This is a genomic window from Halomonas sp. E14, assembly GCF_052568415.1.
In genome coordinates this window covers 2,586,217-2,604,803 of sequence record NZ_CP199423.1, presented here as the reverse complement: position 1 = coordinate 2,604,803, position 18,587 = coordinate 2,586,217, and the positions used below count along the sequence as shown (strand labels likewise).

19 protein-coding genes are annotated in these 18,587 nt (G+C 64.4%); 13 read left to right on the top strand and 6 right to left on the bottom strand.

All coding sequences use genetic code 11. The features are described 5' to 3' along the window. The first annotated feature begins 84 nt into the window (after positions 1–84). Complete coding sequence (locus ACT7B3_RS12165) at positions 85–2,010, top strand: ATP-binding cassette domain-containing protein (RefSeq protein WP_445158119.1); 1,926 nt, start codon at positions 85–87, stop codon at positions 2,008–2,010. Positions 2,011–2,145: 135 nt separating this feature from the next. On the opposite strand, the gene ACT7B3_RS12160 is transcribed toward ACT7B3_RS12165, so the two are convergent. Continuing rightward, positions 2,146–2,601 (bottom strand): universal stress protein, encoded by a 456-nt coding sequence (locus ACT7B3_RS12160; RefSeq protein WP_444677191.1) that lies wholly within the window; start codon positions 2,599–2,601, stop codon positions 2,146–2,148. Between the two features lie 100 nt (positions 2,602–2,701). Between ACT7B3_RS12160 and ACT7B3_RS12155 the strand changes: the two genes are divergently transcribed. Continuing rightward, complete coding sequence (locus ACT7B3_RS12155; protein ID WP_444677192.1) at positions 2,702–3,238, top strand: preprotein translocase subunit YajC; 537 nt, start codon at positions 2,702–2,704, stop codon at positions 3,236–3,238. A gap of 72 nt (positions 3,239–3,310) precedes the next feature. On the opposite strand, the gene slyA is transcribed toward ACT7B3_RS12155, so the two are convergent. Next, positions 3,311–3,754: a transcriptional regulator SlyA gene (gene slyA / locus ACT7B3_RS12150; protein WP_444677193.1), complete on the bottom strand. Its 444-nt coding sequence runs from the start codon at positions 3,752–3,754 to the stop codon at positions 3,311–3,313. A 302-nt stretch (positions 3,755–4,056) separates the two neighbouring features. Between slyA and fadB the strand changes: the two genes are divergently transcribed. The 3 genes from fadB (at position 4,057) to ACT7B3_RS12135 (ending at position 7,794) form a co-directional block, all read left to right on the top strand. Continuing rightward, positions 4,057–6,234, top strand: coding sequence for a fatty acid oxidation complex subunit alpha FadB (fadB, locus tag ACT7B3_RS12145; RefSeq protein ID WP_445158118.1), 2,178 nt, complete (start codon positions 4,057–4,059; stop codon positions 6,232–6,234). A 28-nt stretch (positions 6,235–6,262) separates the two neighbouring features. Beyond that, positions 6,263–7,441: an acetyl-CoA C-acyltransferase FadA gene (gene fadA / locus ACT7B3_RS12140; protein WP_444677194.1), complete on the top strand. Its 1,179-nt coding sequence runs from the start codon at positions 6,263–6,265 to the stop codon at positions 7,439–7,441. Between the two features lie 164 nt (positions 7,442–7,605). Further along, entirely contained in the window at positions 7,606–7,794 is a 189-nt protein-coding gene (locus ACT7B3_RS12135) for a CCGSCS motif protein (RefSeq protein ID WP_444677195.1), read from the top strand. 118 nt (positions 7,795–7,912) lie between these two features. Here the strand turns inward: ACT7B3_RS12135 and ACT7B3_RS12130 are convergent, their stop codons facing one another. Beyond that, positions 7,913–8,374 carry a flavodoxin family protein gene (locus tag ACT7B3_RS12130; protein ID WP_445158117.1) on the bottom strand — a complete coding sequence of 154 codons (462 nt, stop codon included), beginning with the start codon at positions 8,372–8,374 and terminating at the stop codon, positions 7,913–7,915. Between the two features lie 75 nt (positions 8,375–8,449). Between ACT7B3_RS12130 and ACT7B3_RS12125 the strand changes: the two genes are divergently transcribed. Further along, a complete protein-coding gene (locus tag ACT7B3_RS12125; protein WP_444677197.1) occupies positions 8,450–8,926 on the top strand; it encodes a YbhB/YbcL family Raf kinase inhibitor-like protein in 477 nt (158 codons plus the stop codon). 258 nt (positions 8,927–9,184) lie between these two features. Next, positions 9,185–10,096: an ectoine hydroxylase gene (gene thpD / locus ACT7B3_RS12120; protein ID WP_445158116.1), complete on the top strand. Its 912-nt coding sequence runs from the start codon at positions 9,185–9,187 to the stop codon at positions 10,094–10,096. A 66-nt stretch (positions 10,097–10,162) separates the two neighbouring features. Here the strand turns inward: thpD and ACT7B3_RS12115 are convergent, their stop codons facing one another. Then, on the bottom strand, positions 10,163–11,095 hold the full coding sequence (locus tag ACT7B3_RS12115) for a 2-dehydropantoate 2-reductase (protein ID WP_445158115.1): 933 nt from the start codon (positions 11,093–11,095) through the stop codon (positions 10,163–10,165). 217 nt (positions 11,096–11,312) lie between these two features. Here ACT7B3_RS12115 and ACT7B3_RS12110 point away from each other — a divergent pair, with 217 nt between their 5' ends. Both ACT7B3_RS12110 and ACT7B3_RS12105 read left to right on the top strand, forming a co-directional pair. Beyond that, complete coding sequence (locus ACT7B3_RS12110; RefSeq protein WP_445158114.1) at positions 11,313–12,905, top strand: thymidine phosphorylase family protein; 1,593 nt, start codon at positions 11,313–11,315, stop codon at positions 12,903–12,905. Beyond that, positions 12,905–13,807 carry a ribose-phosphate diphosphokinase gene (locus ACT7B3_RS12105; protein ID WP_444677202.1) on the top strand — a complete coding sequence of 301 codons (903 nt, stop codon included), beginning with the start codon at positions 12,905–12,907 and terminating at the stop codon, positions 13,805–13,807. The genes ACT7B3_RS12110 and ACT7B3_RS12105 overlap by 1 nt, the downstream gene beginning before the upstream one ends. Before the next feature lie 129 nt (positions 13,808–13,936). Here the strand turns inward: ACT7B3_RS12105 and ACT7B3_RS12100 are convergent, their stop codons facing one another. Beyond that, positions 13,937–14,134, bottom strand: a complete 198-nt coding sequence (locus ACT7B3_RS12100) for a hypothetical protein (RefSeq protein ID WP_445158113.1) — start codon at positions 14,132–14,134, stop codon at positions 13,937–13,939. A 263-nt stretch (positions 14,135–14,397) separates the two neighbouring features. Here ACT7B3_RS12100 and ACT7B3_RS12095 point away from each other — a divergent pair, with 263 nt between their 5' ends. From ACT7B3_RS12095 to ACT7B3_RS12080, 4 genes are all read left to right on the top strand, one after another. Next, complete coding sequence (locus ACT7B3_RS12095; protein WP_444677204.1) at positions 14,398–14,934, top strand: hypothetical protein; 537 nt, start codon at positions 14,398–14,400, stop codon at positions 14,932–14,934. Positions 14,935–15,025: 91 nt separating this feature from the next. Continuing rightward, entirely contained in the window at positions 15,026–15,463 is a 438-nt protein-coding gene (locus ACT7B3_RS12090) for a nucleoside deaminase (protein ID WP_445158112.1), read from the top strand. 127 nt (positions 15,464–15,590) lie between these two features. Further along, on the top strand, positions 15,591–16,799 hold the full coding sequence (locus tag ACT7B3_RS12085) for a Na/Pi symporter (RefSeq protein ID WP_445158111.1): 1,209 nt from the start codon (positions 15,591–15,593) through the stop codon (positions 16,797–16,799). Between the two features lie 24 nt (positions 16,800–16,823). Then, a complete protein-coding gene (locus ACT7B3_RS12080) occupies positions 16,824–17,501 on the top strand; it encodes a phosphate signaling complex PhoU family protein (RefSeq protein ID WP_444677207.1) in 678 nt (225 codons plus the stop codon). Between the two features lie 152 nt (positions 17,502–17,653). On the opposite strand, the gene ACT7B3_RS12075 is transcribed toward ACT7B3_RS12080, so the two are convergent. After that, complete coding sequence (locus ACT7B3_RS12075; protein ID WP_444677208.1) at positions 17,654–18,556, bottom strand: complex I NDUFA9 subunit family protein; 903 nt, start codon at positions 18,554–18,556, stop codon at positions 17,654–17,656. Positions 18,557–18,587: the final 31 nt, after the last annotated feature.

The following is an 18,587-nucleotide window of genomic DNA, read 5'->3' as shown; positions in this document are numbered from 1 at the left end:
GCGGCTTTCGCGCATTGTAACCAAAGCCACGGCGAGCCAGCCATGCGTTACACTAGCCGCCTTGATGAACGATGAGGTGAGCGTGTGACCCTGCTACGTCTGGAAGGCCTGCAACTGGCCTATGGTACCCATGTGCTGCTCAATGGCGCCGACCTGGTGCTGGAGAAGGGTGAACGTCTGGCACTGGTTGGGCGCAACGGTACCGGCAAATCGACTCTGCTCAAGCTGGTGGCAGGGGAGATCCTGCCCGACGACGGCAGTATCTGGCGCGCGCCGGGGCTGAAGATCGGCGTGCTGGAGCAGGACCTGCCGTCCGCTTCGGGGGAAACCATCTTCGACGTGGTGGCCCAGGGCCTGCCCCAGGCCGGCGAGCTGCTGGCCGAGTACCACCACCTGGTGCAGGCGGCCGAGCCCGACATGAAGCGCATGGCGACCCTGCAGAGCCGTCTCGAGGCCATCGACGGCTGGTCCTTTCATCAGCGCATCGACGTGGTGCTGACCCGGCTCGGGCTGCCCGCCGACGACCTGATGAGTTCGCTCTCCGGTGGCTGGCGGCGGCGCGTGGCGCTGGCCCGGGCGCTGGTGGCCGAGCCCGACCTGCTGCTGCTCGACGAGCCCACCAACCACCTGGACCTCGACACCATCGCCTGGCTCGAGGAACAACTGCTCGATTTCAACGGTGCGGTGCTATTCATTACCCACGACCGGGCTTTCCTGTCGAAGCTGGCCACGACCATCCTCGAGCTCGATCGCGGGCGGCTGGGGCGCTACCCGGGCGATTACGCCAAGTACCAGCAGCAGAAGGCCCACGAGCTCGAGGTCGAGGCGCGGGAGAACGCCGAGTTCGACAAGAAGCTGGCCCAGGAGGAAGCCTGGATCCGCCAGGGCATCAAGGCGCGACGCACCCGCAACGAGGGCCGCGTGAGGGCACTGGAGCAGCTGCGCCGCGAGCGCAGCCAGCGCCGCGAGGTGCAGGGCCGCGCCAGTTTCGGCATCGACAGCGGCGAGCGCAGCGGCAAGCGGGTGGTCGAACTCGTCGGCGTGACCCACCGATTCGGCGACGAGACGATCGTTCGCGACCTTTCGTTCGAGATCCAGCGCGGCGACCGCATCGGCCTGATCGGGCGCAACGGTGCCGGCAAGACCACCCTGCTCAAGATCCTGCTCGGCGAGCTCGAGCCCAGCGAGGGTACGGTAAGGCTGGGTACCAACATCAAGGTGGCCTACTTCGACCAGCTGCGCGCCGGCCTCGAGCCGGAGAAGAGCGTCTACGACAACGTCGCCCAGGGCAGCGACAGGATCGCCGTGGGTGGCAAGGACAAGCACGTCATCAGCTACCTGCAGGACTTCCTGTTCACCCCGGAGCGGGCGCGCCAGCCGGTTAAGGCGCTCTCCGGCGGCGAGTCCAACCGGCTGCTGCTGGCCAAGCTGTTCACCCAGCCGGCCAACGTGCTGGTGCTCGACGAGCCGACCAACGATCTCGACGTCGAGACCCTGGAGCTGCTCGAGGAGCTGCTGCTCGACTTCGACGGCACGCTGCTGCTGGTCTCCCACGATCGCGCCTTCATGGACAACGTGGTGACCGGCGTGCTGGCCTTCGAGGGCGACGGCGTGGTGCGCGAGTACGTAGGCGGCTACAGCGACTGGGTGCGCCAGGGCGGAAAACTGCCGCCGGCGCCGTGGGAGGGGGCGGCACGTCAGCAGGTGGAGCCCACGGCCAAGGCGGTGGAGAAGGCGCCCGCCAGCCCGGCCCCCTCAGCGCCGCCGGCCAAGAAGCCCGCCAAGCTCTCCTACAAGCTGCAGCGCGAGCTCGATGCGCTGCCGGCCGAGATCGAGCGGCTCGAGGCCGAGGTGGCGGAGTACGAAGCCAGGGTGGGCGACCCGGCGTTCTATCAGCAGGAGGCGGGGGTGGTGTCCGAGGTGCTGCAGGCCATGAGCGACAAGCAGGCCGAACTCGACGCCGCCATGGAGCGGTGGATGGAGCTTGAAGCCCTCGCCGCGGGTGAGTAAGGGCGATTCGCTACTGCGCGTGAGCAGTCAAGCATGGGTTGGCCGCCGGTGGCGGCCAACCCATCTGCGCTGGTGACACGATTTCAGCGCTTCATCAAGAAGGTAAAGGTTCAGTGGCGGAGGTCGCGCAGCAGTTTACTCAGCGCTTTTTTCGCCTTTCTTCCCTACCCTGACGGCGAGCACGTCGCACTGGGCGCCGTGCAGTACCCCGGTAGAGGTGGAGCCGAGCAGCAGGGCGAAGCCGTGCCGCCCGTGAGAGCCGACCACGATCAGGTCGACGCCGTGCTCCTCGGCGAAGCGGTGGATCTCGGTATCCGGCATGCCCACCAGGACGTGCTGGTTCTCCTTGGCCACGTGCGGATCGGCAATCTCGGCCAGGCGCTGCTTGGCATGCTCGTCGAGCTGATCCTGGATGCTGGTCAGGTCCATTGGGATGTCGCCGCCGTAGGCAAAGCCGAGCGGTTCGAGGGTATGCATGATCGACAGCTTGGCCTGGTTGCGCTCGGCGATCTGCAAGGCGCGTTCGAGCACCTTGTGAGAATCCTTGGTCAAGTCCACGGCGACCAGGATGTGGCGGTACTCATTGCTCATGTCAGACTCCTGCGAAGCGGCACGATGTAGTTGATATGCCTTAACTCTAGGACGCCTGACGAGTCAAGACAACGACTTGCGTCAAGAAACGGAGATAGCGATGGTCTGGGTAGTAATCGTGGCGGCGCTTTTGCTTATGATCTCGCCGGTGATGTGGCTCAAGCCCAGTGCACGGCAGCGCCGGCTGGCGCCGCTGCGCAACGCGGCGATGAAAGCCGGGGTCAAGGTCGTCATGGAGAAGCCGCCGCTGCACGGTATCGGCACGCCCATGCCGGGCTACCGCTGGCGCTACCCGAGCGATGCCCCGGGCCCGCGCTTCGTGCTGGTGAGGGCAAGCGAGGCCAGCGACGTGCTCACACCCTGCGTGGCTGACTGGCGCTGGCGCATCGAACCGCTGCGGCCCCTGCCGGAGGCGGCTCGCCAACCTCTCGAGGCGCTATTGATGCGCCTGCCGCAGGATGCGCTGGTCGTCGAGTCTTCCGAGTTCGCCATCACCCTGTGGTGGTGGGAGTCGCAGACAGCCGAACGCTTCCTCAGCTACGTCGAGGACTTCAAGCGACTGCGTGACGCGCTGGCAGGGCATGCCGACCGGCCCGGGGCCAAGCGTGCCTTCGGCGACGTCGAGTCTCGCGGCTAGCCCCTCTGCCGGAAGGGCGAGCTCGACCGGGTCGCGGGCCGGGCGGCAGCGCTTGCGTCTTCTGGCTGTCGTTCAGCCTTCACTCTCCCGAGTCTGGATCTCCAGGCCGTTGTTCTCGATATGTTCCAGCAGGGTATCGAGCTTGCGGATGTCGGTATCGCTCAAGCCTGCCAGCATCTCGCGCCTAGCCTGGGTCACTACCTCATCGATCTGTTCGAGCAGCGGCGTGGCGGCCGGCGTAAGGAACACCCGCTTGGTGCGCCGGTCCTGCTCGCAGGGGCAGCGTTCGATCAAGCCCTGCTCCGAGAGCTGGTCGAGGGTGCGAACCAGAGAAGGCGCCTCGACGCCGATGGCACGTGCCAGGTCGCACTGCGGCTGCCCGTCGCCTAGCCGCCATAGATGATAGAGCGTGATCCACCGCGTCTGGGTCAGACCCAGCGGGGCCAGCCGTCGATCGATGATGGCACGCCACAGGCGAGGCAAACGGGACAGTCGGAAGCCGATGTTCTGGTGCATGGGACTCCGCTTTTCATCGTTGAATTAGCCGAATTGTCCGGACCCCTTGCGTGTAATGCAACTTTGTCTCACTGGACAGGGTGACGGTTCGGCCCGTTGATGCAGGCCAATACCAGTGCGAGCACACCTGAATGCAGCATCAGCCGGGGTTCTGTTCCAGGCGTGGAGAGGAGCCAGATCAGGCCAATTAGGGAAGGCGGGGGCTTGACGTGTCGGCTGGAGTGCACCAAGCTTGATGGAATCAAACGGCCGTATGAAACTTGGCACTCCTCCAACGCCAACCTCTGTGTGGAGATTCGCGGATGATCTATCAAGGCAATGCCATCACGGTGGCACGCGGTATCCAGAACGGCGGCGACGATGTCGCCATGCTTACCTTCGACCTGAAAGGTGAGTCCATCAACAAGCTGTCCAGCGCCGTGGTCGCCGAGCTCGACGAAGCCGTCCAGGCGATTCGCGCCGAGAGCGGCCTCAAGGGGCTGGTGATCGGCAGCGCCAAGGAGTCGTTCATCGTCGGTGCTGACATCACCGAATTCCAGGGCATGTTCGGCAAGGGCGCCGAGTTCCTCGAGTCGATGCTGATGAAGGTGCACGATATCTTCAATGCCATCGAGGATCTGCCGTTCCCCACAGTGAGTGCAATCAACGGCTTGGCACTGGGCGGCGGCTGTGAGGTTACGCTGACCACCGACTTCCGTGTCATGGGCGAAAAGGCCAAGATCGGCCTGCCGGAAACCAAACTGGGCATCCTGCCCGGCTGGGGCGGCTGCGTGCGTCTGCCGCGCATGATCGGTTCGGACAATGCCGTCGAGTGGATCGCCGGCGGCACGGAGAATCGTGCCGATGCCGCGCTCAAGGTGGGTGCCGTAGATGCCGTGGTGACCAACGACAAGCTCGAGGCCGCCGCGCTCGATATCATTGCCCAGGCCAATGCCGGCGAGCTCGACTACCAGGCGCGCCGTGCCGAGAAGTGCGGCCCGCTCAAGCTCAATGCCATCGAGCAGATGATGGCCTTCGAAACCGCCAAGGGCTTCGTGGCCGGGAAGGCCGGACCGCACTATCCGGCCCCGGTCGAGGCGATCAAGGTGATCCAGAAGGGAGCCGGCGAAGAGCGTGCCCGCGCCCAGGCCATCGAGGCCAAGGCCTTCGTCAAGCTGGCCATGACTGACGTGGCCTACAATCTGGTCGGCCTGTTCATGAACGACCAGGTGGTCAAGAAGAAGGCGGGCAAGTTCGAGAAGCAGGCTCAGGCCGTCAAACAGACGGCCGTGCTGGGCGCCGGCATCATGGGTGGCGGTATCGCCTACCAGAGCGCTTCCAAGGGCACGCCGATCCTGATGAAGGATATCAAGGAAGAGGCCATCGAGCTGGGTCTCAAGGAGTCTCGCAAGCTGTTCGCCAAGCAGGTGGAGCGCAAGAAGCTCTCTACCGAGCAGATGGCCGAGAAACTGACCCTGATTCGCCCGACGCTCTCCTATGGCGACTTCGGTCACGTCGACCTGGTCGTCGAGGCGGTGGTGGAAAACCCCAAGGTCAAGGACGCGGTGCTGACCGAAGTGGAAGGCCTGGTGAGCGAGGACACCATCCTCACCTCGAACACCTCCACCATCTCGATCACCCGCCTGGCGCAGAACCTCAAGCGTCCCGAGAATTTCTGCGGCATGCATTTCTTCAACCCGGTGCACCGCATGCCGCTGGTTGAGGTCATCCGCGGCGAGAAGACCAGCGACGCCGCCGTGGCGGCGACCGTGGCCTATGCCCGCGCCATGGGCAAGACGCCAATCGTGGTCAACGACTGCCCCGGCTTCCTCGTCAACCGCGTGCTGTTCCCCTACTTCGGTGGCTTCAGCCTGCTGGTGGAGCAGGGCGCCGACTTCCAGCGCGTCGACAAGGTGATGGAGAAGTTCGGCTGGCCCATGGGCCCCGCTTACCTGCTCGACGTGGTCGGCATGGATACCGCGGTGCACGCCAATGAAGTGATGGCCGAAGGCTTCCCCGACCGCATGGCGCGTGACGGCAAGTCGGCGATCCAGGTGATGTACGAGAACGATCGCCTGGGGCAGAAGAACGACAAGGGCTTCTACGCCTACGAGGAAGACAAGAAGGGCAAGCCGAAGAAGGTCAGCGATGACCAGGCCTATGCGCTGGTCAGGCAGGTGACCAAGGAGACGAAGGAGTTCTCCGACGAGCAGATCATCGCGCGCATGATGGTGCCGCTGTGCCTGGAGACGGTGCGCTGCCTCGAGGACGGTATCGTCGAGACGCCGGCCGAAGCCGACATGGCGCTGATCTACGGCATCGGTTTCCCGCCGTTCCGCGGTGGCGCGCTGCGCTACATCGATGCCATGGGTGTGGGCGAGTTTGTCAAACTGGCCGATGGCCTTGCCGAGGAGCTGGGGCCGCTCTACGCCCCTACCGACAAGCTGCGCAAGATGGCCGAGTCCGGCGAGCGTTTCTATCCCAGCCAGGCCCAGGGCTGAACCCACCACGAGCAGGAGGTAAGTTGAAATGAGTTTGAATCCGAGAGACATCGTGGTGGTCGACGGGGTGCGCACCGCCATGGCCAAAGCCAAGAACGGCGCCTTCCGCAACGTGCGCGCCGAGAACCTCTCCGCCGCGGTGATGCAGGCGCTGTTCGATCGCAATGCCGGCCTCGACCCGAGCGAAGTCGACGATGTGATCTGGGGCTGCGTCAACCAGACCCTCGAGCAGTCGATGAACATCGCCCGCAACGCCGCGATCATGACCGGCATCCCGCGCACGGTACCGGCCCAGACGGTCAACCGGCTGTGCGGCTCCTCGATGACCGCGCTGCACATCGCGGCGGCCAACATCAAGGCAGGCATGGGCGACTTCTACGTCATTGGTGGCGTCGAGCACATGGAGCATGTGCCCATGGCCCACGGTGTCGACGTCAACCCGGCGGCCAGCAAGTATGCCGCCAAGGCCGCCATGATGATGGGCCTGACCGCCGAGCTGCTGGGCAAGATGCACGGCGTCACCCGTGAGGATCAGGACAAGTTTGGCGTGCGTTCGCACCAGCGCGCCTATGCGGCCAACCAGAAAGGTTACTTCGACAACGAGATCGTCGGCGTCGAAGGGCATGACGCCAATGGCTTCAAGCGCCTGTTCAAGCATGACGAAGTGGTGCGCATCGACGCCAGTCTGGAAGAGATGGCCAAGCTCAAGCCGGTGTTCGATCCGCGCAGCGGCACCGTCTCGGCCGGTACCTCGTCGGCGCTGTCGGTCGGCGCTTCCGCCATGGCGATCATGAGCTACGAGCGTGCCCAGGCGCTGGGCCTCGAACCCATCGCCCGGGTGCTCTCCACCGGCGTGGCAGGCTGCGACGCCTCGATCATGGGCTATGGTCCGGTGCCGGCGTCGAAGAAGGCGCTCAAGGCCGCCGGTCTCTCGGCAGCCGACATCGAAACCGTGGAGCTCAACGAGGCCTTCGCCGCCCAGGCGATCCCGGTGCTCAAGGATCTCGGTTTCCTCGACGCCATGGATGACAAGGTCAACCTCAACGGCGGTGCCATCGCTCTGGGGCACCCGCTGGGCTGCTCGGGGTCGAGAATCTGCACCACGCTGCTCAACGTGATGCAGCAGCGCGATACCACGCTTGGCCTGGCCACCATGTGTATCGGCATGGGCCAGGGCGTGGCGACGGTGTTCGAACGCCTCAAGTAAGTTCCCGCTCAAGTCAGTTCTTGCCCAAGCGGGTTCTGGCATGTGCAACGGCCCTGCGATCTCGCGTCGCAGGGCCGTTTGCATTTCGAGCGTTGACGCACTGAGCGTCGAACAATAAGATGCATGTTTGATGCTTCTTATGAGTCCGCTGCGAGGTGATCCCCATGGGCCTGCTCAAGACCCTCTTCAAGAAAGACAAGGCAGACGACAAGCCCGTCGTTCAGGCATATGAGCCGGCGCCGACAACCGCAGCGAGTGCGGATGCCAGCGCAGACGAAGCGACCGGCGCCGATGTGGAGAAGAAAGGCAAGCATGGGGAGCCCGGCGTCTGCTGCGGCTCGTGCAGCGGCTGACGCCGTAACCAGCCGCTGGCGAGCGAGCCGGGTACGCCAGCCCTCGCCGAATCCAAGACGGGCATGCCATGTGGCATGCCCGTCTTGTTGTTGGCAACACTAAGCGGAAAGGGGGGCGCTAGAGCACCCCGGCGTCGAGACCTGCTGCCAGATAGAGACCCAGTTCTTCTACCTGAGCCTCGAAGCCCTGCTTCCACTCGCCGCGCAGGATCAGCGGTTCCTGTACCCATCTCCAGCGCAGCCCGGTGACGATACCCTCCACCGCACGCCGCGTGCCGGTGCCATCATGCCCGGCGCGCACATAGAGCGCGCAGGGTAAGCCTTGCCGTTTTGCCAGCACCGGGTAGTAGCTGCGGTCGAAGAAGTCCTTCAGCGCGCCGCTCATATAGCCGAGGTTCTCGGTGGTACCAAGCAGGATGGCATCGCAGTTGAGCACGTCATCCGGGCCTGCCTCGAGCGGGGCTTTCACCACCACCTCGATGGCCTCGATGTCGCGGTGAGTGGCGCCGCGTTCGGCGGCGTCCCGCAGGCGCTGGGTATTGGGCGAGGGCGTATGAGCCACGATCAGCAAGCGTTTCATGTTTGACAGTCTAATGGCTTTTTCCGACGCTGTTGCGACACCTTCCGCATTTTGTCTACAGGAGGAATTTCGCACATGGCCTTTGCACTGTCGGATATGCAGTTGACGAGCCCCGCCTTTCAGGCGCATGGCGCCATTCCTGCTCGCCATACGGGGGAAGGAGAGGACGTCTCGCCGCCCCTGAACTGGCACGATGCCCCGGAAGGCACCAAGGGCTATGCGGTGATATGCCACGATCCCGACGCGCCGCTGGTGCAGCACGGCAGCTACGGTTTCGTTCACTGGCTGCTCTATAACCTGCCGGGCTCGACCACCTCCCTTGACGAGGCGACCTGCGACGGAACCTGCGGCAAGAACGACTTCGGCAGCGTAGGGTACCGCGGCCCCATGCCACCGGAAGAGCACGGGCCACACCATTACTACTTCTGGGTGCTGGCGCTGAGCAAGCCGACCGATCTGCCGGAAGGGTTGGGGCTGGCGGAACTGCTCAAGCAGCTCGAACCCCACCTGCTGGGCATGAATCGCCTGATCGGCACCTACCGCCGGGGCTGAAACCCCCGGTGCCGGAGCCAAGCGGCTGGTCTTGTGCCGGCCGCGCTGGTGGCGAATCCCTCAGTACCCCCTGTCGAAGACATCCCGCCCTTGCGGCGAGAGGATGTCTGTTTCTCCTTGCGTCAGGAAAATTTACAGGCGGTTTCATCCTATAAAGCAGCGATACAAAGCGACTTTGCATGCGACTTGGCGTACGGCTAGGGTGGATAGCGACCCGCCGAAGACGGGCGTTTCGCTTAGATCAAGGAGGAGCATGCGATGAAAAAGGATGTACAGGACCTGTTTCCCACGCGGCTGGAACGCAAGCTCGGCATGTTCGAGCGCATCGACCCGGTCGTGTTTACCGAAGGGGCGGAGCGCAGCGATGGCCCGCTGAGCGAGGAGCAGGTTCGGGAGTACGAAGAGAAAGGGTTTCTTTCCTTCGAGGGCTTTTTTCCCCGCGAAGAAATGGAGGCCTTCATCCAGGAGCTGCGCGACTATGAAGAGGATGAGGATCTCAAGCTTTCTGAAGGCACCGTGCTGGAGCCGGGGCGACAGGAGATCCGCTCCATCTTCGGTATCCATGAGATATCCGAGCGCTTCAGTCGCTTGACTCGCGACCCGCGGCTGCTGGCGATGGTGGAACAGCTGCTGGGCAAGGGCGTGTATATCCACCAGTCGCGCATCAACTACAAGCCGGGCTTCAAGGGCAAGGGCTTCGACTGGCACTCCGACTTCGAGACCTGGCACAGCGAGGATGGCATGCCGCGAATGCGCTCCCTCAGCTGTTCGATCATCCTCACCGACAACGGCGAGTTCAATGGCCCGCTGATGCTAATTCCGGGATCGCACAAATACTTCGTGCCCTGCGTCGGCCGCACCCCGACCGACAACTACAAGGAGTCGCTTAAGAGCCAGGAAGTTGGTGTGCCCGACAATACCAGCCTGCGCGAGCTGATGCTCAAGGGCGACATCGAGGCGCCCAAGGGGCCGGCCGGCACCTTGGTGATGTTCGAGTGCAACACCATGCACGGCTCCAACATGAACATGTCGTGCTGGCCGCGCAGCAACCTGTTCTTCGTCTACAACAGCGTCGAGAACGGCTTGGTCAACCCGTTCTGTGGCAATCGCCCACGCCCGGACTTTCTCGCCAACCGCAAGGACTGGAGCCCGCTCAAGCCAGTTTCGTAAAGTCTTGGCGTTTCGTTCAGCCCATGTGTCGTATGCCGTGGCCCGCGTGGCCACGGCAAGACTCGATCAGAGTGTGTCGCGTGCCGCCAGCTCCTGTGGCAGCAGTGCGGCATAGATTAGTTCGTTGACCGGCGTGGCGACGCCCACAGCCCGGCCTAGCCGAACCACGGCACCGTTCTGGGATTCCAGCTCCGATGGCTCGCCGGCCATGAGGTTGCGCTGCATCGAGGAGGTGCTTTCGGCCGGCATTGCATCGATGAAGCGCATGGCGCGCTCGGCGGCATCGTCGGGGAAGGCCACCCCCTGGGCCCGGGCGACGGCCTCTATCTCCACCAGGATCGCCTCGATCAGTTGGCGGGTCTCGGGCAGTTGCCGGGTGACCCCGATCGGGGCGCGGGTGATTGCGCCAATTCCGCTCAGGGCGCAGATGAACAGGAACTTGCTCCACTGCGCCACGCGAATGTCGTCGGGGATCTCGGCACTGACACCATCCGCTCGGTCGAAGGCCGCCTTGAGGCGGGCGGTTCGCTCGCTGTTGCGGTTGTCCCGTTCGCTGAAACGCACGAAAGGATCGACGCCGGCATGGACGATATGCCCGGGGGCTTCCTTCCAGGCCAGGATGCCGCACAGGCCATCCAGTACCACGGCTTCGCCCAGCACCTCTGCCAGGGTATCGGCAGCTTCCACGCCGTTCTCCAGCGGCAGCACCAGAGTGGTGTCACCGACTAGGGGGCGGATCGCTTCGGCGGCTTCACGCAGCTGCCAGGTCTTGACCGCCATGATCACGCAGTCGACCGTGCCGATTGTCGCCGGGTCATCGGTTGTCTGCACGCGCTCTAGATGCAGGTCGCCCTTGATGCTGGTCAGCCTGAGCCCATTGCGGCGCATCGCCTCAAGATGAGCACCGCGGGCGATGAAGGTGACCTCTTCTCCGGCGGCGGCCAGGCGGGCGCCGAAGTAGCCGCCGACCCCGCCGCTGCCCATGATGGCGAATTTCATGCTGCCCCCCTTATGGCTTGGCCCATGTCGCTGGGTGATCTTGTCTCTGGTCGCTGCTGTCTTTGAGGATAGTGGCTTGCTGGCGTGGTGCATCCCCTCCGCGCTGGGCGCACCTTTTGTCTGACTTGAGCCAGGTCATGAAGGGGTTTCCTGCAACTGCCACACCTGAGAAAAGTGAGGCAGACTGTCGATGACCCTTGCCGATGCGACCTGACCCATGACCGCTTCCTCCCCTCGTCACACTTCCGGCGCCGAGCCGGTTCAGGAAGGGGCGCTGCCCTTGGCCCTGCGCCGCGTAGCCATTGATACCTACCGCGAGAACGTGGCCTACCTGCACCGCGAGTGCGACCTCTACCGCGCCGAGGGCTTCCAGGCGCTCTCCAAGGTCGAGGTGCGCTCCAACGGCAAGCGCATTCTTGCCAGCCTCAACGTGGTGGACGATGCCGCCATCGTCGGTCATGCCCAGCTGGGTCTCTCTGAGGATGCGTTCGCCTCGCTGGGGGTCGAGGAGGGCACGCCGGTCAGCGTCTCGCAGGCGGAGCCGCCGCCCTCCATTCCCGCGTTGCATCGCAAGATCGCCGGCGAGCGGCTAAGTCGTGAGGACTATCGCGCCATCGTGCAGGACATCGCCGAGCTGCGCTACTCGAAGATCGAGCTGACTGCCTTCGTGGTAACCTGCGAGCTCGGCGAGCTCGACCGCGAGGAGATCTTCTATCTCAGCGATGCCATGTGTCGTGTCGGGCGACGGCTCGACTGGCGCGAGCATCCGGTGGTGGATAAGCACTGCATCGGCGGCATCCCCGGAAATCGAACCTCCATGCTGGTGGTGCCTATCGTTGCGGCGCACGGCCTGCTGTGCCCCAAGACCTCATCGCGGGCGATCACCTCGCCTTCGGGTACGGCCGACACCATGGAGGTGCTGGCCAAGGTGGAGATCCCTTTCGACGATCTCGAGGAGCTGGTGCGGCGGCATCGCGGCTGCCTCGCCTGGGGCGGCACCAGCGAACTCTCGCCGGCCGACGATGTGCTGATCGCGGTGGAGCGGCCGCTCTCCATCGATTCGCCCGGCCAGATGGTAGCCTCGATCCTTTCCAAGAAGCTGGCGGCAGGCTCCACGCACCTGCTGCTCGATATACCCGTGGGGCCGCATGCCAAGGTGCGCTCGATGCCCGAGGCCCGGCGCTTGCGCAAGCTGTTCGAGTTTGTGGCAGGGCGCCTGGGCCTGACCCTCGACGTGGTGATCACCGACGGCAGCCAGCCGGTCGGGCGGGGGATCGGCCCGATGCTCGAGGCCCGCGACGTGATGCGCGTACTGAGCCTGCATCCCGAGGCACCGATGGACCTGCGCCAGAAGTCGCTGCGCCTGGCGGGGCGCATGCTGGAGTTCGACCCCGACATTCGCGGCGGCGATGGTTTCGGCATCGCCCGCGAGATTCTCGACTCGGGGCGTGCGCTGGAGAAGATGCAGGCCATCATCCGTGCCCAGGGTGAAAAACCCTTCGACCTCGATAACCTCGACCTGGCCCCCCATCGTTTCGATGTGCTGGCCCCTGAGGATGGCGTGGTGACTGCCATCGACAACCTGCGCATGGCGCGTATCGCACGGCTGGCAGGAGCCCCCAAAGCCAGAAATGCCGGGGTGGAGCTGTTTGCCCAGCTCGGCGACACGGTAGTGAAGGGACAGCCGTTGTATCGCGTTTATGCCGCCTTCCGCAGTGAGTGCGGTTTTGCGCTGCAAAGCAGCGAGCGCGACAGCGGTTACCGCATCGGATCGCAACACCAGCTTACGCGAATGAACCTGGAGTTTTGATGACAGCCGGACTGCTCTATTTTCCCGAGGAGGCCGCACCGGCCTGCCGATTGGCTGAGGCGGCGGGCCTTGCCGCGCATGGTGTCGTTCGCCATCGCTTTCCCGACGAGGAGCTGTGCCTGACTTTGCCGTTTGCCAAGGCGGGGGACTGGCCTCGGACTGTGGTGATCTATCGAAGTCTGGACCGCCCCAACGACAAGTTGGTCGAGCTGATGCTGCTGGCACGCCATGCGCGCGAGCAGGGCGTCGAACGGCTGGTGCTGGTGGCGCCCTATCTTGCCTACATGCGTCAGGACAAGGCGTTTCACCCCGGCGAGCTGGTGAGTCAGCGTCTGGTCGGCGGCTTCCTGGCCGAGCTGTTCGAAGCGCTGATCACCGTCGACCCTCACCTGCATCGCGTCGAACGGCTGGATCAGGCGGTGCCGCTGCGCCAGGCCGTAGCGCTCTCCGGCGCTCCGCAACTGGGCGAGATGGTGGCGCGCCGCGGTGGCAAGACGCTGCTGCTGGGGCCTGATGCAGAATCGGCGCAGTGGGTGAAGAGTGCCGCGCGGGTGGCGGGGCTGGAATATGGCGTGTGCAGCAAGCAGCGTCATGGTGATCATGAGGTCGAGATCCGCCTGCCGGCACTGCCCTTTGCTGGGCGTCGTGTCGTGCTGCTGGACGATGTCGCCAGCACCGGCCACACCCTGATCCAGGCGGCAAAAGCGCTGCTGGCCGCCGGGGTGGAGCGCGTGGATGTTGCCGTGACGCATGCGCTCTTTGCCGGCGATGCCTTCGACGCGCTTCGCCGGGCTGGCATCAAGGAGGTCTGGAGCACGGACGCCATCGCTCACCAGAGCAATGTCGTCTTCCTGGCGCCGCTGCTGGCCGGGGCGCTGGATCAAGTGCTGGCGGCGGGCTGACCGAGCCCAGGGTAGCTACTCGAGCCCAGGGTGGCTACTGTCATGGCACGCCGCCTCTAGGCTGGCCGCGGCGTTGCCAGCCTGCGACAGGCAGGTGGTTCCATGGTTGGTTTAGCGCTGCCAGCGATCTCAGCGAGGGCCCGTGCCGGGCAGGTCGGTGTGGAAGCCGATATCGAAGCCTTGCTTGGCAAGCTGTGGCTTCCAGTACTCTTCCGTGGCCATGGTTTCGGCTGCCTCGGCGCTGGGGGCGAGGAACAGGCCTCCGCCGAGATGAATGTCATGTCCACGGGGATGAATGGCGTACACATCGACGAGAAAGGGTTCCATGGCGCTCACTTTGGCTATTGGGACAGGCTCATCATACTGTGGGTGTGCTGCGTCGATGAGCCTTTGTCGATTCCCATTCATCAATGGGTATGTGGCTACGGCATGGGCTCGCGAAAGTGCTTGGCAGCCGGTCGCGTCAGGCACTGGCTGCGTTGCTAGCTCTAGCAGACAATGCATCGAAGCGGTCGGGCTAGCCAGCGGCCACGCAAAAGCGTAAAAAGCCAGCGAGATACCCCTTCGGTCGATACAGGAACCGTACCGCCATGACGCGACGTACTATCGCTATCTTCGGGCTGACCATGGGGCTGCTGGTGGGCTGCGGTGGCCGCACGCCCGAACCTTCGTCCCCAGCGCAACAGCCCGTGGCTCAAGCCGGTGAGCCGGCCCTTGCGCCCCGTCAGGGCGAGAGCCGCGCCGAAGACCGCTTCTGGGTCCCCCGTCACTTCCATTCCGTGCAGGATGAAGCTCATTACCACGTTAGCCGCCTGGCCGACCGAGATTTCGTCGACGTCTATGGGGGCGACGAGCACCCGCGGGTCTGGTACATCGCCGCCGAGCGCCTCGGACAGATCGGTGAGCCTGCCGTACCCTTGCTGTATGGATTGATCGACAGCCGCGATGACTACGAGCTGATGCTGGTGCTCTACGCGCTGCAGCTCGCCACCCAGGATCCTGCGTTGATGGCCCAGACGGCGGGCGACTACGTGCGCCTGGCAAGCGTGCTTGACCCCCAGGCCAATGCGCAGAATCGCCAGATTGCGCTGGCCTGGTGGGAGCGTCACGGCTGGCGCTGGCAGTGAGGAGCCGGTCCTGGCCTGGCTGCGCAGAAGCGGGCACTTTTTGCTAAGGTCTCTGCAGGATTCGACAGTCGAAAGGAAGCGGAGCGCAAAGATGGACTCATTCATGCAAGCAGCCCTAGACGAAGCACGCCAGGGCCTCGCGGAAGGCGGCGTGCCCATCGGCTCGGTGCTGGTACACCAGGGCCGCATCCTGGGGCGTGGACACAACCGTCGGGTCCAGGCGGGCAGCACCGTCCTGCATGGCGAGATGGACGCCCTGGAAAATGCAGGGCGCCTGCCGGCGGCGATCTACCGTGAATGCACGCTCTACACCACCCTTTCGCCCTGCGCCATGTGCAGCGGCGCCATCCTGCTCTACGGCATACCGCGCGTGGTGGTGGGGGAAAACCAGACCTTCCTCGGAGAAGAAGCGCTGCTCGCCTCGCGGGGCGTGGCCGTGGAGGTGCTACAGCTGCCTGACTGTGTCGAACTTATGACACGCTTCATCGAGGCCTCGCCAGAGCTGTGGAACGAAGATATCGGCCACTAGCCTGGGCGTACGCGTGTCGGCAGCGGTTGTCATGAAACTGTCATCTTGGCCCGTTACCGTGCGCGCAGTGCCACCAGAACGTCACGCTTCCGTCATCCAGTACGTGTAACCTGAAAACGGGCCGCCCATGTCCAAGACCGAGAGATCCGACGGCCAATCGAGCCGTGCCGCCTTGTCCCGAGAACCGGTACGCGAGGTGCCTGCCTGGCTACGTGGCATCTATGCCGGGCTCTGCCTCTACCTGTTCCTGGCGGCCCTGAACGTGCTGGGTGCCGGCCTTGGCACATTTGGCCGTGCCAGCGATTTTCTGGCCCAGCTCTTCGCCTATGGCGAGAACCCCTTCATCGCCCTGCTGGCCGGCGTGCTGGTCACCATGATCGTGCAGAGCTCGTCCTTCACCTCGGCGCTGATCGTGACATTGGTCGCCAGCGGCGAGATGACCCTGGGCACCGCCGTGTTCGCCATCATGGGGGCCAACATCGGCACCGCGGTCACGGGAGTGATCGTGGCATTGGCGAACATGCGGATCCGGCGCAACTTCCGGCGCTCGTTTACCGCTGCGCTGATGCACGACTTCTTCAATATCCTCACCGTACTGATCGTGTTCCCGCTGGAATTCATCAGCGGCCTGTTTCACGAGGCCGGGCGGGGCATGTTCACCCGCCTGGCGGGCTGGCTGGCCGAGCTGATCGGCCTGGAGGAGGTGGCGCGTCCGAATAGCCCCGTCAAGGTGATCACGGCGCCGGTGGTGGACGCGGCCAATGCGATCGGCAGCGCCCTGACACCCACGGCGGCCTCCCAGGGGCTGCTGGTGGCCGCCCTGGGACTGCTGCTGATGTTCATTGCCCTGGGCTTCATGGTGCAGAACCTGCGGGGTGCCCTGCTGCGCCACATGGATGGCCTGTTCCGCACCTATTTCTTCCGCAGCGACCTGCGCGCCTACGGGGTGGGGCTGGTTTCCACCGTGCTGGTGCAGTCCAGCACCATCACCAGCAGCCTGATGGTGCCGCTGGCCGGGGCCGGCGTGGTGCGTCTGCGGCGGGTGCTGCCGTTCATGATGGGGGCCAACTTGGGCACCACCGTGACCAGCGTGCTGGCGGCTACCGCCAACCCGGTGGCAGCGGCGATGACGGTGGCGCTGTTTCATGTCATCTTCAACGTGACCGGCACGCTGGTCTGGTATCCGCTGCGCTATGTGCCGCTCAAGGTGGCAACCTGGTACGGCAAGCTCGCCGCCCGCCAGACGCGCTATGCCTTCATCTTCCTGATCGGCGTGTTCCTGGTGATACCGCTGCTCGGGATCGGTGCCGTCGAACTGTTTACCAGCCTGCGCTGAGCGCGGCTTTCAGGAGCTTTCTCCATGTTTCGTCAGCTTTACAGCGCCCTGACTTCGGAAAATACCATCAACATGGCTTTCGAGGATCTGACCCAGATGCTCGGGCACGGCGCCTGGATGTTCGACCGCGCCAACGAAGTGCTGCACAGCACGGTGGCAGCCGACGAGGTGCGCCAGCCGCTCTATGAGCGGGACCGGGCGATCAACGAACTGGAACGCTCCATACGACGCAAGGTGCTGCGCCACCTGACGGTGAATCCGGGGCACGACGTGGCCATTTGCCTGGCTCTCATGAGCGTGGCTAAAGACGCCGAGCGCATCGGTGATTACTGCAAGAACGTGTTCGAGGTCGGGCACTTCTACAGCGAAGGCTTCCATGTGCCCAAGTACCAGGATCCGCTGAACGCCATGGCGGCGCAGATGACCGGCATGTTCGGCATGGTGATCAAGGCCACGAGCGACTCCGACGAGCGCCAGGCGCGCCAGGCGTTGACCAAGGCGGTAGAGATCCGTGCCCACTGCGACAGGCTCATCCAGGAGCTGTTCCGTGACGAGGCCAAGATCGAGTTTCACGAGGCCGTGGCTTACTCGTTGCTGGCACGCCACTACAAGCGTGTGGCCGCCCACCTGGCCAACATCGCTACCGCGGTGCTGGGCAAGTTGGAAGACCTCGACTTCTATTCCGACGACGAAGAACTCTGACCCTCCTGCCGCTCGCCGCTCTGGCGAGCGGCTCCTTGCGCTGCGGGAAGCGAAGCCAGAGCTCTCCCAGGTAGCAGCAGCTTCCAGCAAATCCTTACTATTTACACCCGGCAAAGCTCGGCACAGCTGCGCCAGGTCGTTGGCAGGCGCGTTCAGCGGCAAGGCAGGCAGTCGGGCAGGCTCTCGCGCAGCGAGCGGGGAGTGATGCCGAGATCAGCCAGGGTGCCCAGGCTTGGGTCGACGACATTGTGCTGGCGCATCAGCGCCAGCTGGTCGCGGGTCAGGGGCGGGCTGGGCAACCAGCTGCCGAGCAAGGCGGCCAGCTGCCACAAGTGAAACGGGATCGGCACCATGCGCGGGTCACGCTCCAGGTGGGCGGCGATCAGACCGAGAATGTCGCGGTAGCGCAGCACGTCGGCGCCGCCGAGTTCGAACAGGCGACGCTGGGTCGTGGTGGCGTTGAGCAGCCGATGGCAGGCGCGTGCCACGTCCCGCACATGTACCGGCTGCAGCAGCGTTTCCCCCTTGCCAAACAACGGCAGCACCCGGTGCCGGGTCAGTCTTTCCAGGGTGAAGAGAAAGCGGTCGTGAGGGCCGAACATCACGCTCGGCCGCAGGATCACGGCTTTGGGGAAGGCCTCGATGACGGCGACTTCGCCGCGCCCGCGCGCACGAATATAGGGCGAGCGGGAGGCCGGGTCGGCGCCGATGCCCGAGAGCTGGATCAGGGTGGTGATACCTTGGCGATGCGCCAGGCGTGCCAGCTGGGCTGCCGCTTCCACGTGCAGGTGCTCGAAGCGCAGTTGGCGGCTCTCGGTATAGAGGCTCACCGCGTTAACTACTCCCGCTGCCCCATGCAGGGCCTGGCGGGTGTCCGATTCACTGCAAATGTCGGCTTCGACCAGGCTCAGCGGATCGTCTGGCTCGGCCCAGTTCGGCCAGGTGGGGCGGCGTGCCACAATGCGCACCGCACAGCCAGCCTCCACGAGCTCGAGCACGATCTGGCTCCCGAGAAACCCGGTGCCGCCAAAAACTGTGACAGGGCCAGAGGCCATGGTTCCCTTTCCCTCCGCTGTTCGATAAGCA

Excerpts from the sequence above, each read along its gene's own strand:
- ACT7B3_RS12160 (WP_444677191.1), bottom strand. The coding sequence starts at position 2,601 with ATGAGCAATGAGTACCGCCACATCCTGGTCGCCGTGGACTTGACCAAG.
- ACT7B3_RS12155 (WP_444677192.1), top strand. The coding sequence starts at position 2,702 with ATGGTCTGGGTAGTAATCGTGGCGGCGCTTTTGCTTATGATCTCGCCG.
- slyA (WP_444677193.1), bottom strand. The coding sequence starts at position 3,754 with ATGCACCAGAACATCGGCTTCCGACTGTCCCGTTTGCCTCGCCTGTGG.
- fadB (WP_445158118.1), top strand. The coding sequence starts at position 4,057 with ATGATCTATCAAGGCAATGCCATCACGGTGGCACGCGGTATCCAGAAC.
- fadA (WP_444677194.1), top strand. The coding sequence starts at position 6,263 with ATGAGTTTGAATCCGAGAGACATCGTGGTGGTCGACGGGGTGCGCACC.
- ACT7B3_RS12135 (WP_444677195.1), top strand. The coding sequence starts at position 7,606 with ATGGGCCTGCTCAAGACCCTCTTCAAGAAAGACAAGGCAGACGACAAG.
- ACT7B3_RS12130 (WP_445158117.1), bottom strand. The coding sequence starts at position 8,374 with ATGAAACGCTTGCTGATCGTGGCTCATACGCCCTCGCCCAATACCCAG.
- ACT7B3_RS12125 (WP_444677197.1), top strand. The coding sequence starts at position 8,450 with ATGGCCTTTGCACTGTCGGATATGCAGTTGACGAGCCCCGCCTTTCAG.
- thpD (WP_445158116.1), top strand. The coding sequence starts at position 9,185 with ATGAAAAAGGATGTACAGGACCTGTTTCCCACGCGGCTGGAACGCAAG.
- ACT7B3_RS12115 (WP_445158115.1), bottom strand. The coding sequence starts at position 11,095 with ATGAAATTCGCCATCATGGGCAGCGGCGGGGTCGGCGGCTACTTCGGC.
- ACT7B3_RS12110 (WP_445158114.1), top strand. The coding sequence starts at position 11,313 with ATGACCGCTTCCTCCCCTCGTCACACTTCCGGCGCCGAGCCGGTTCAG.
- ACT7B3_RS12105 (WP_444677202.1), top strand. The coding sequence starts at position 12,905 with ATGACAGCCGGACTGCTCTATTTTCCCGAGGAGGCCGCACCGGCCTGC.
- ACT7B3_RS12100 (WP_445158113.1), bottom strand. The coding sequence starts at position 14,134 with ATGGAACCCTTTCTCGTCGATGTGTACGCCATTCATCCCCGTGGACAT.
- ACT7B3_RS12095 (WP_444677204.1), top strand. The coding sequence starts at position 14,398 with ATGACGCGACGTACTATCGCTATCTTCGGGCTGACCATGGGGCTGCTG.
- ACT7B3_RS12090 (WP_445158112.1), top strand. The coding sequence starts at position 15,026 with ATGGACTCATTCATGCAAGCAGCCCTAGACGAAGCACGCCAGGGCCTC.
- ACT7B3_RS12085 (WP_445158111.1), top strand. The coding sequence starts at position 15,591 with ATGTCCAAGACCGAGAGATCCGACGGCCAATCGAGCCGTGCCGCCTTG.
- ACT7B3_RS12080 (WP_444677207.1), top strand. The coding sequence starts at position 16,824 with ATGTTTCGTCAGCTTTACAGCGCCCTGACTTCGGAAAATACCATCAAC.
- ACT7B3_RS12075 (WP_444677208.1), bottom strand. The coding sequence starts at position 18,556 with ATGGCCTCTGGCCCTGTCACAGTTTTTGGCGGCACCGGGTTTCTCGGG.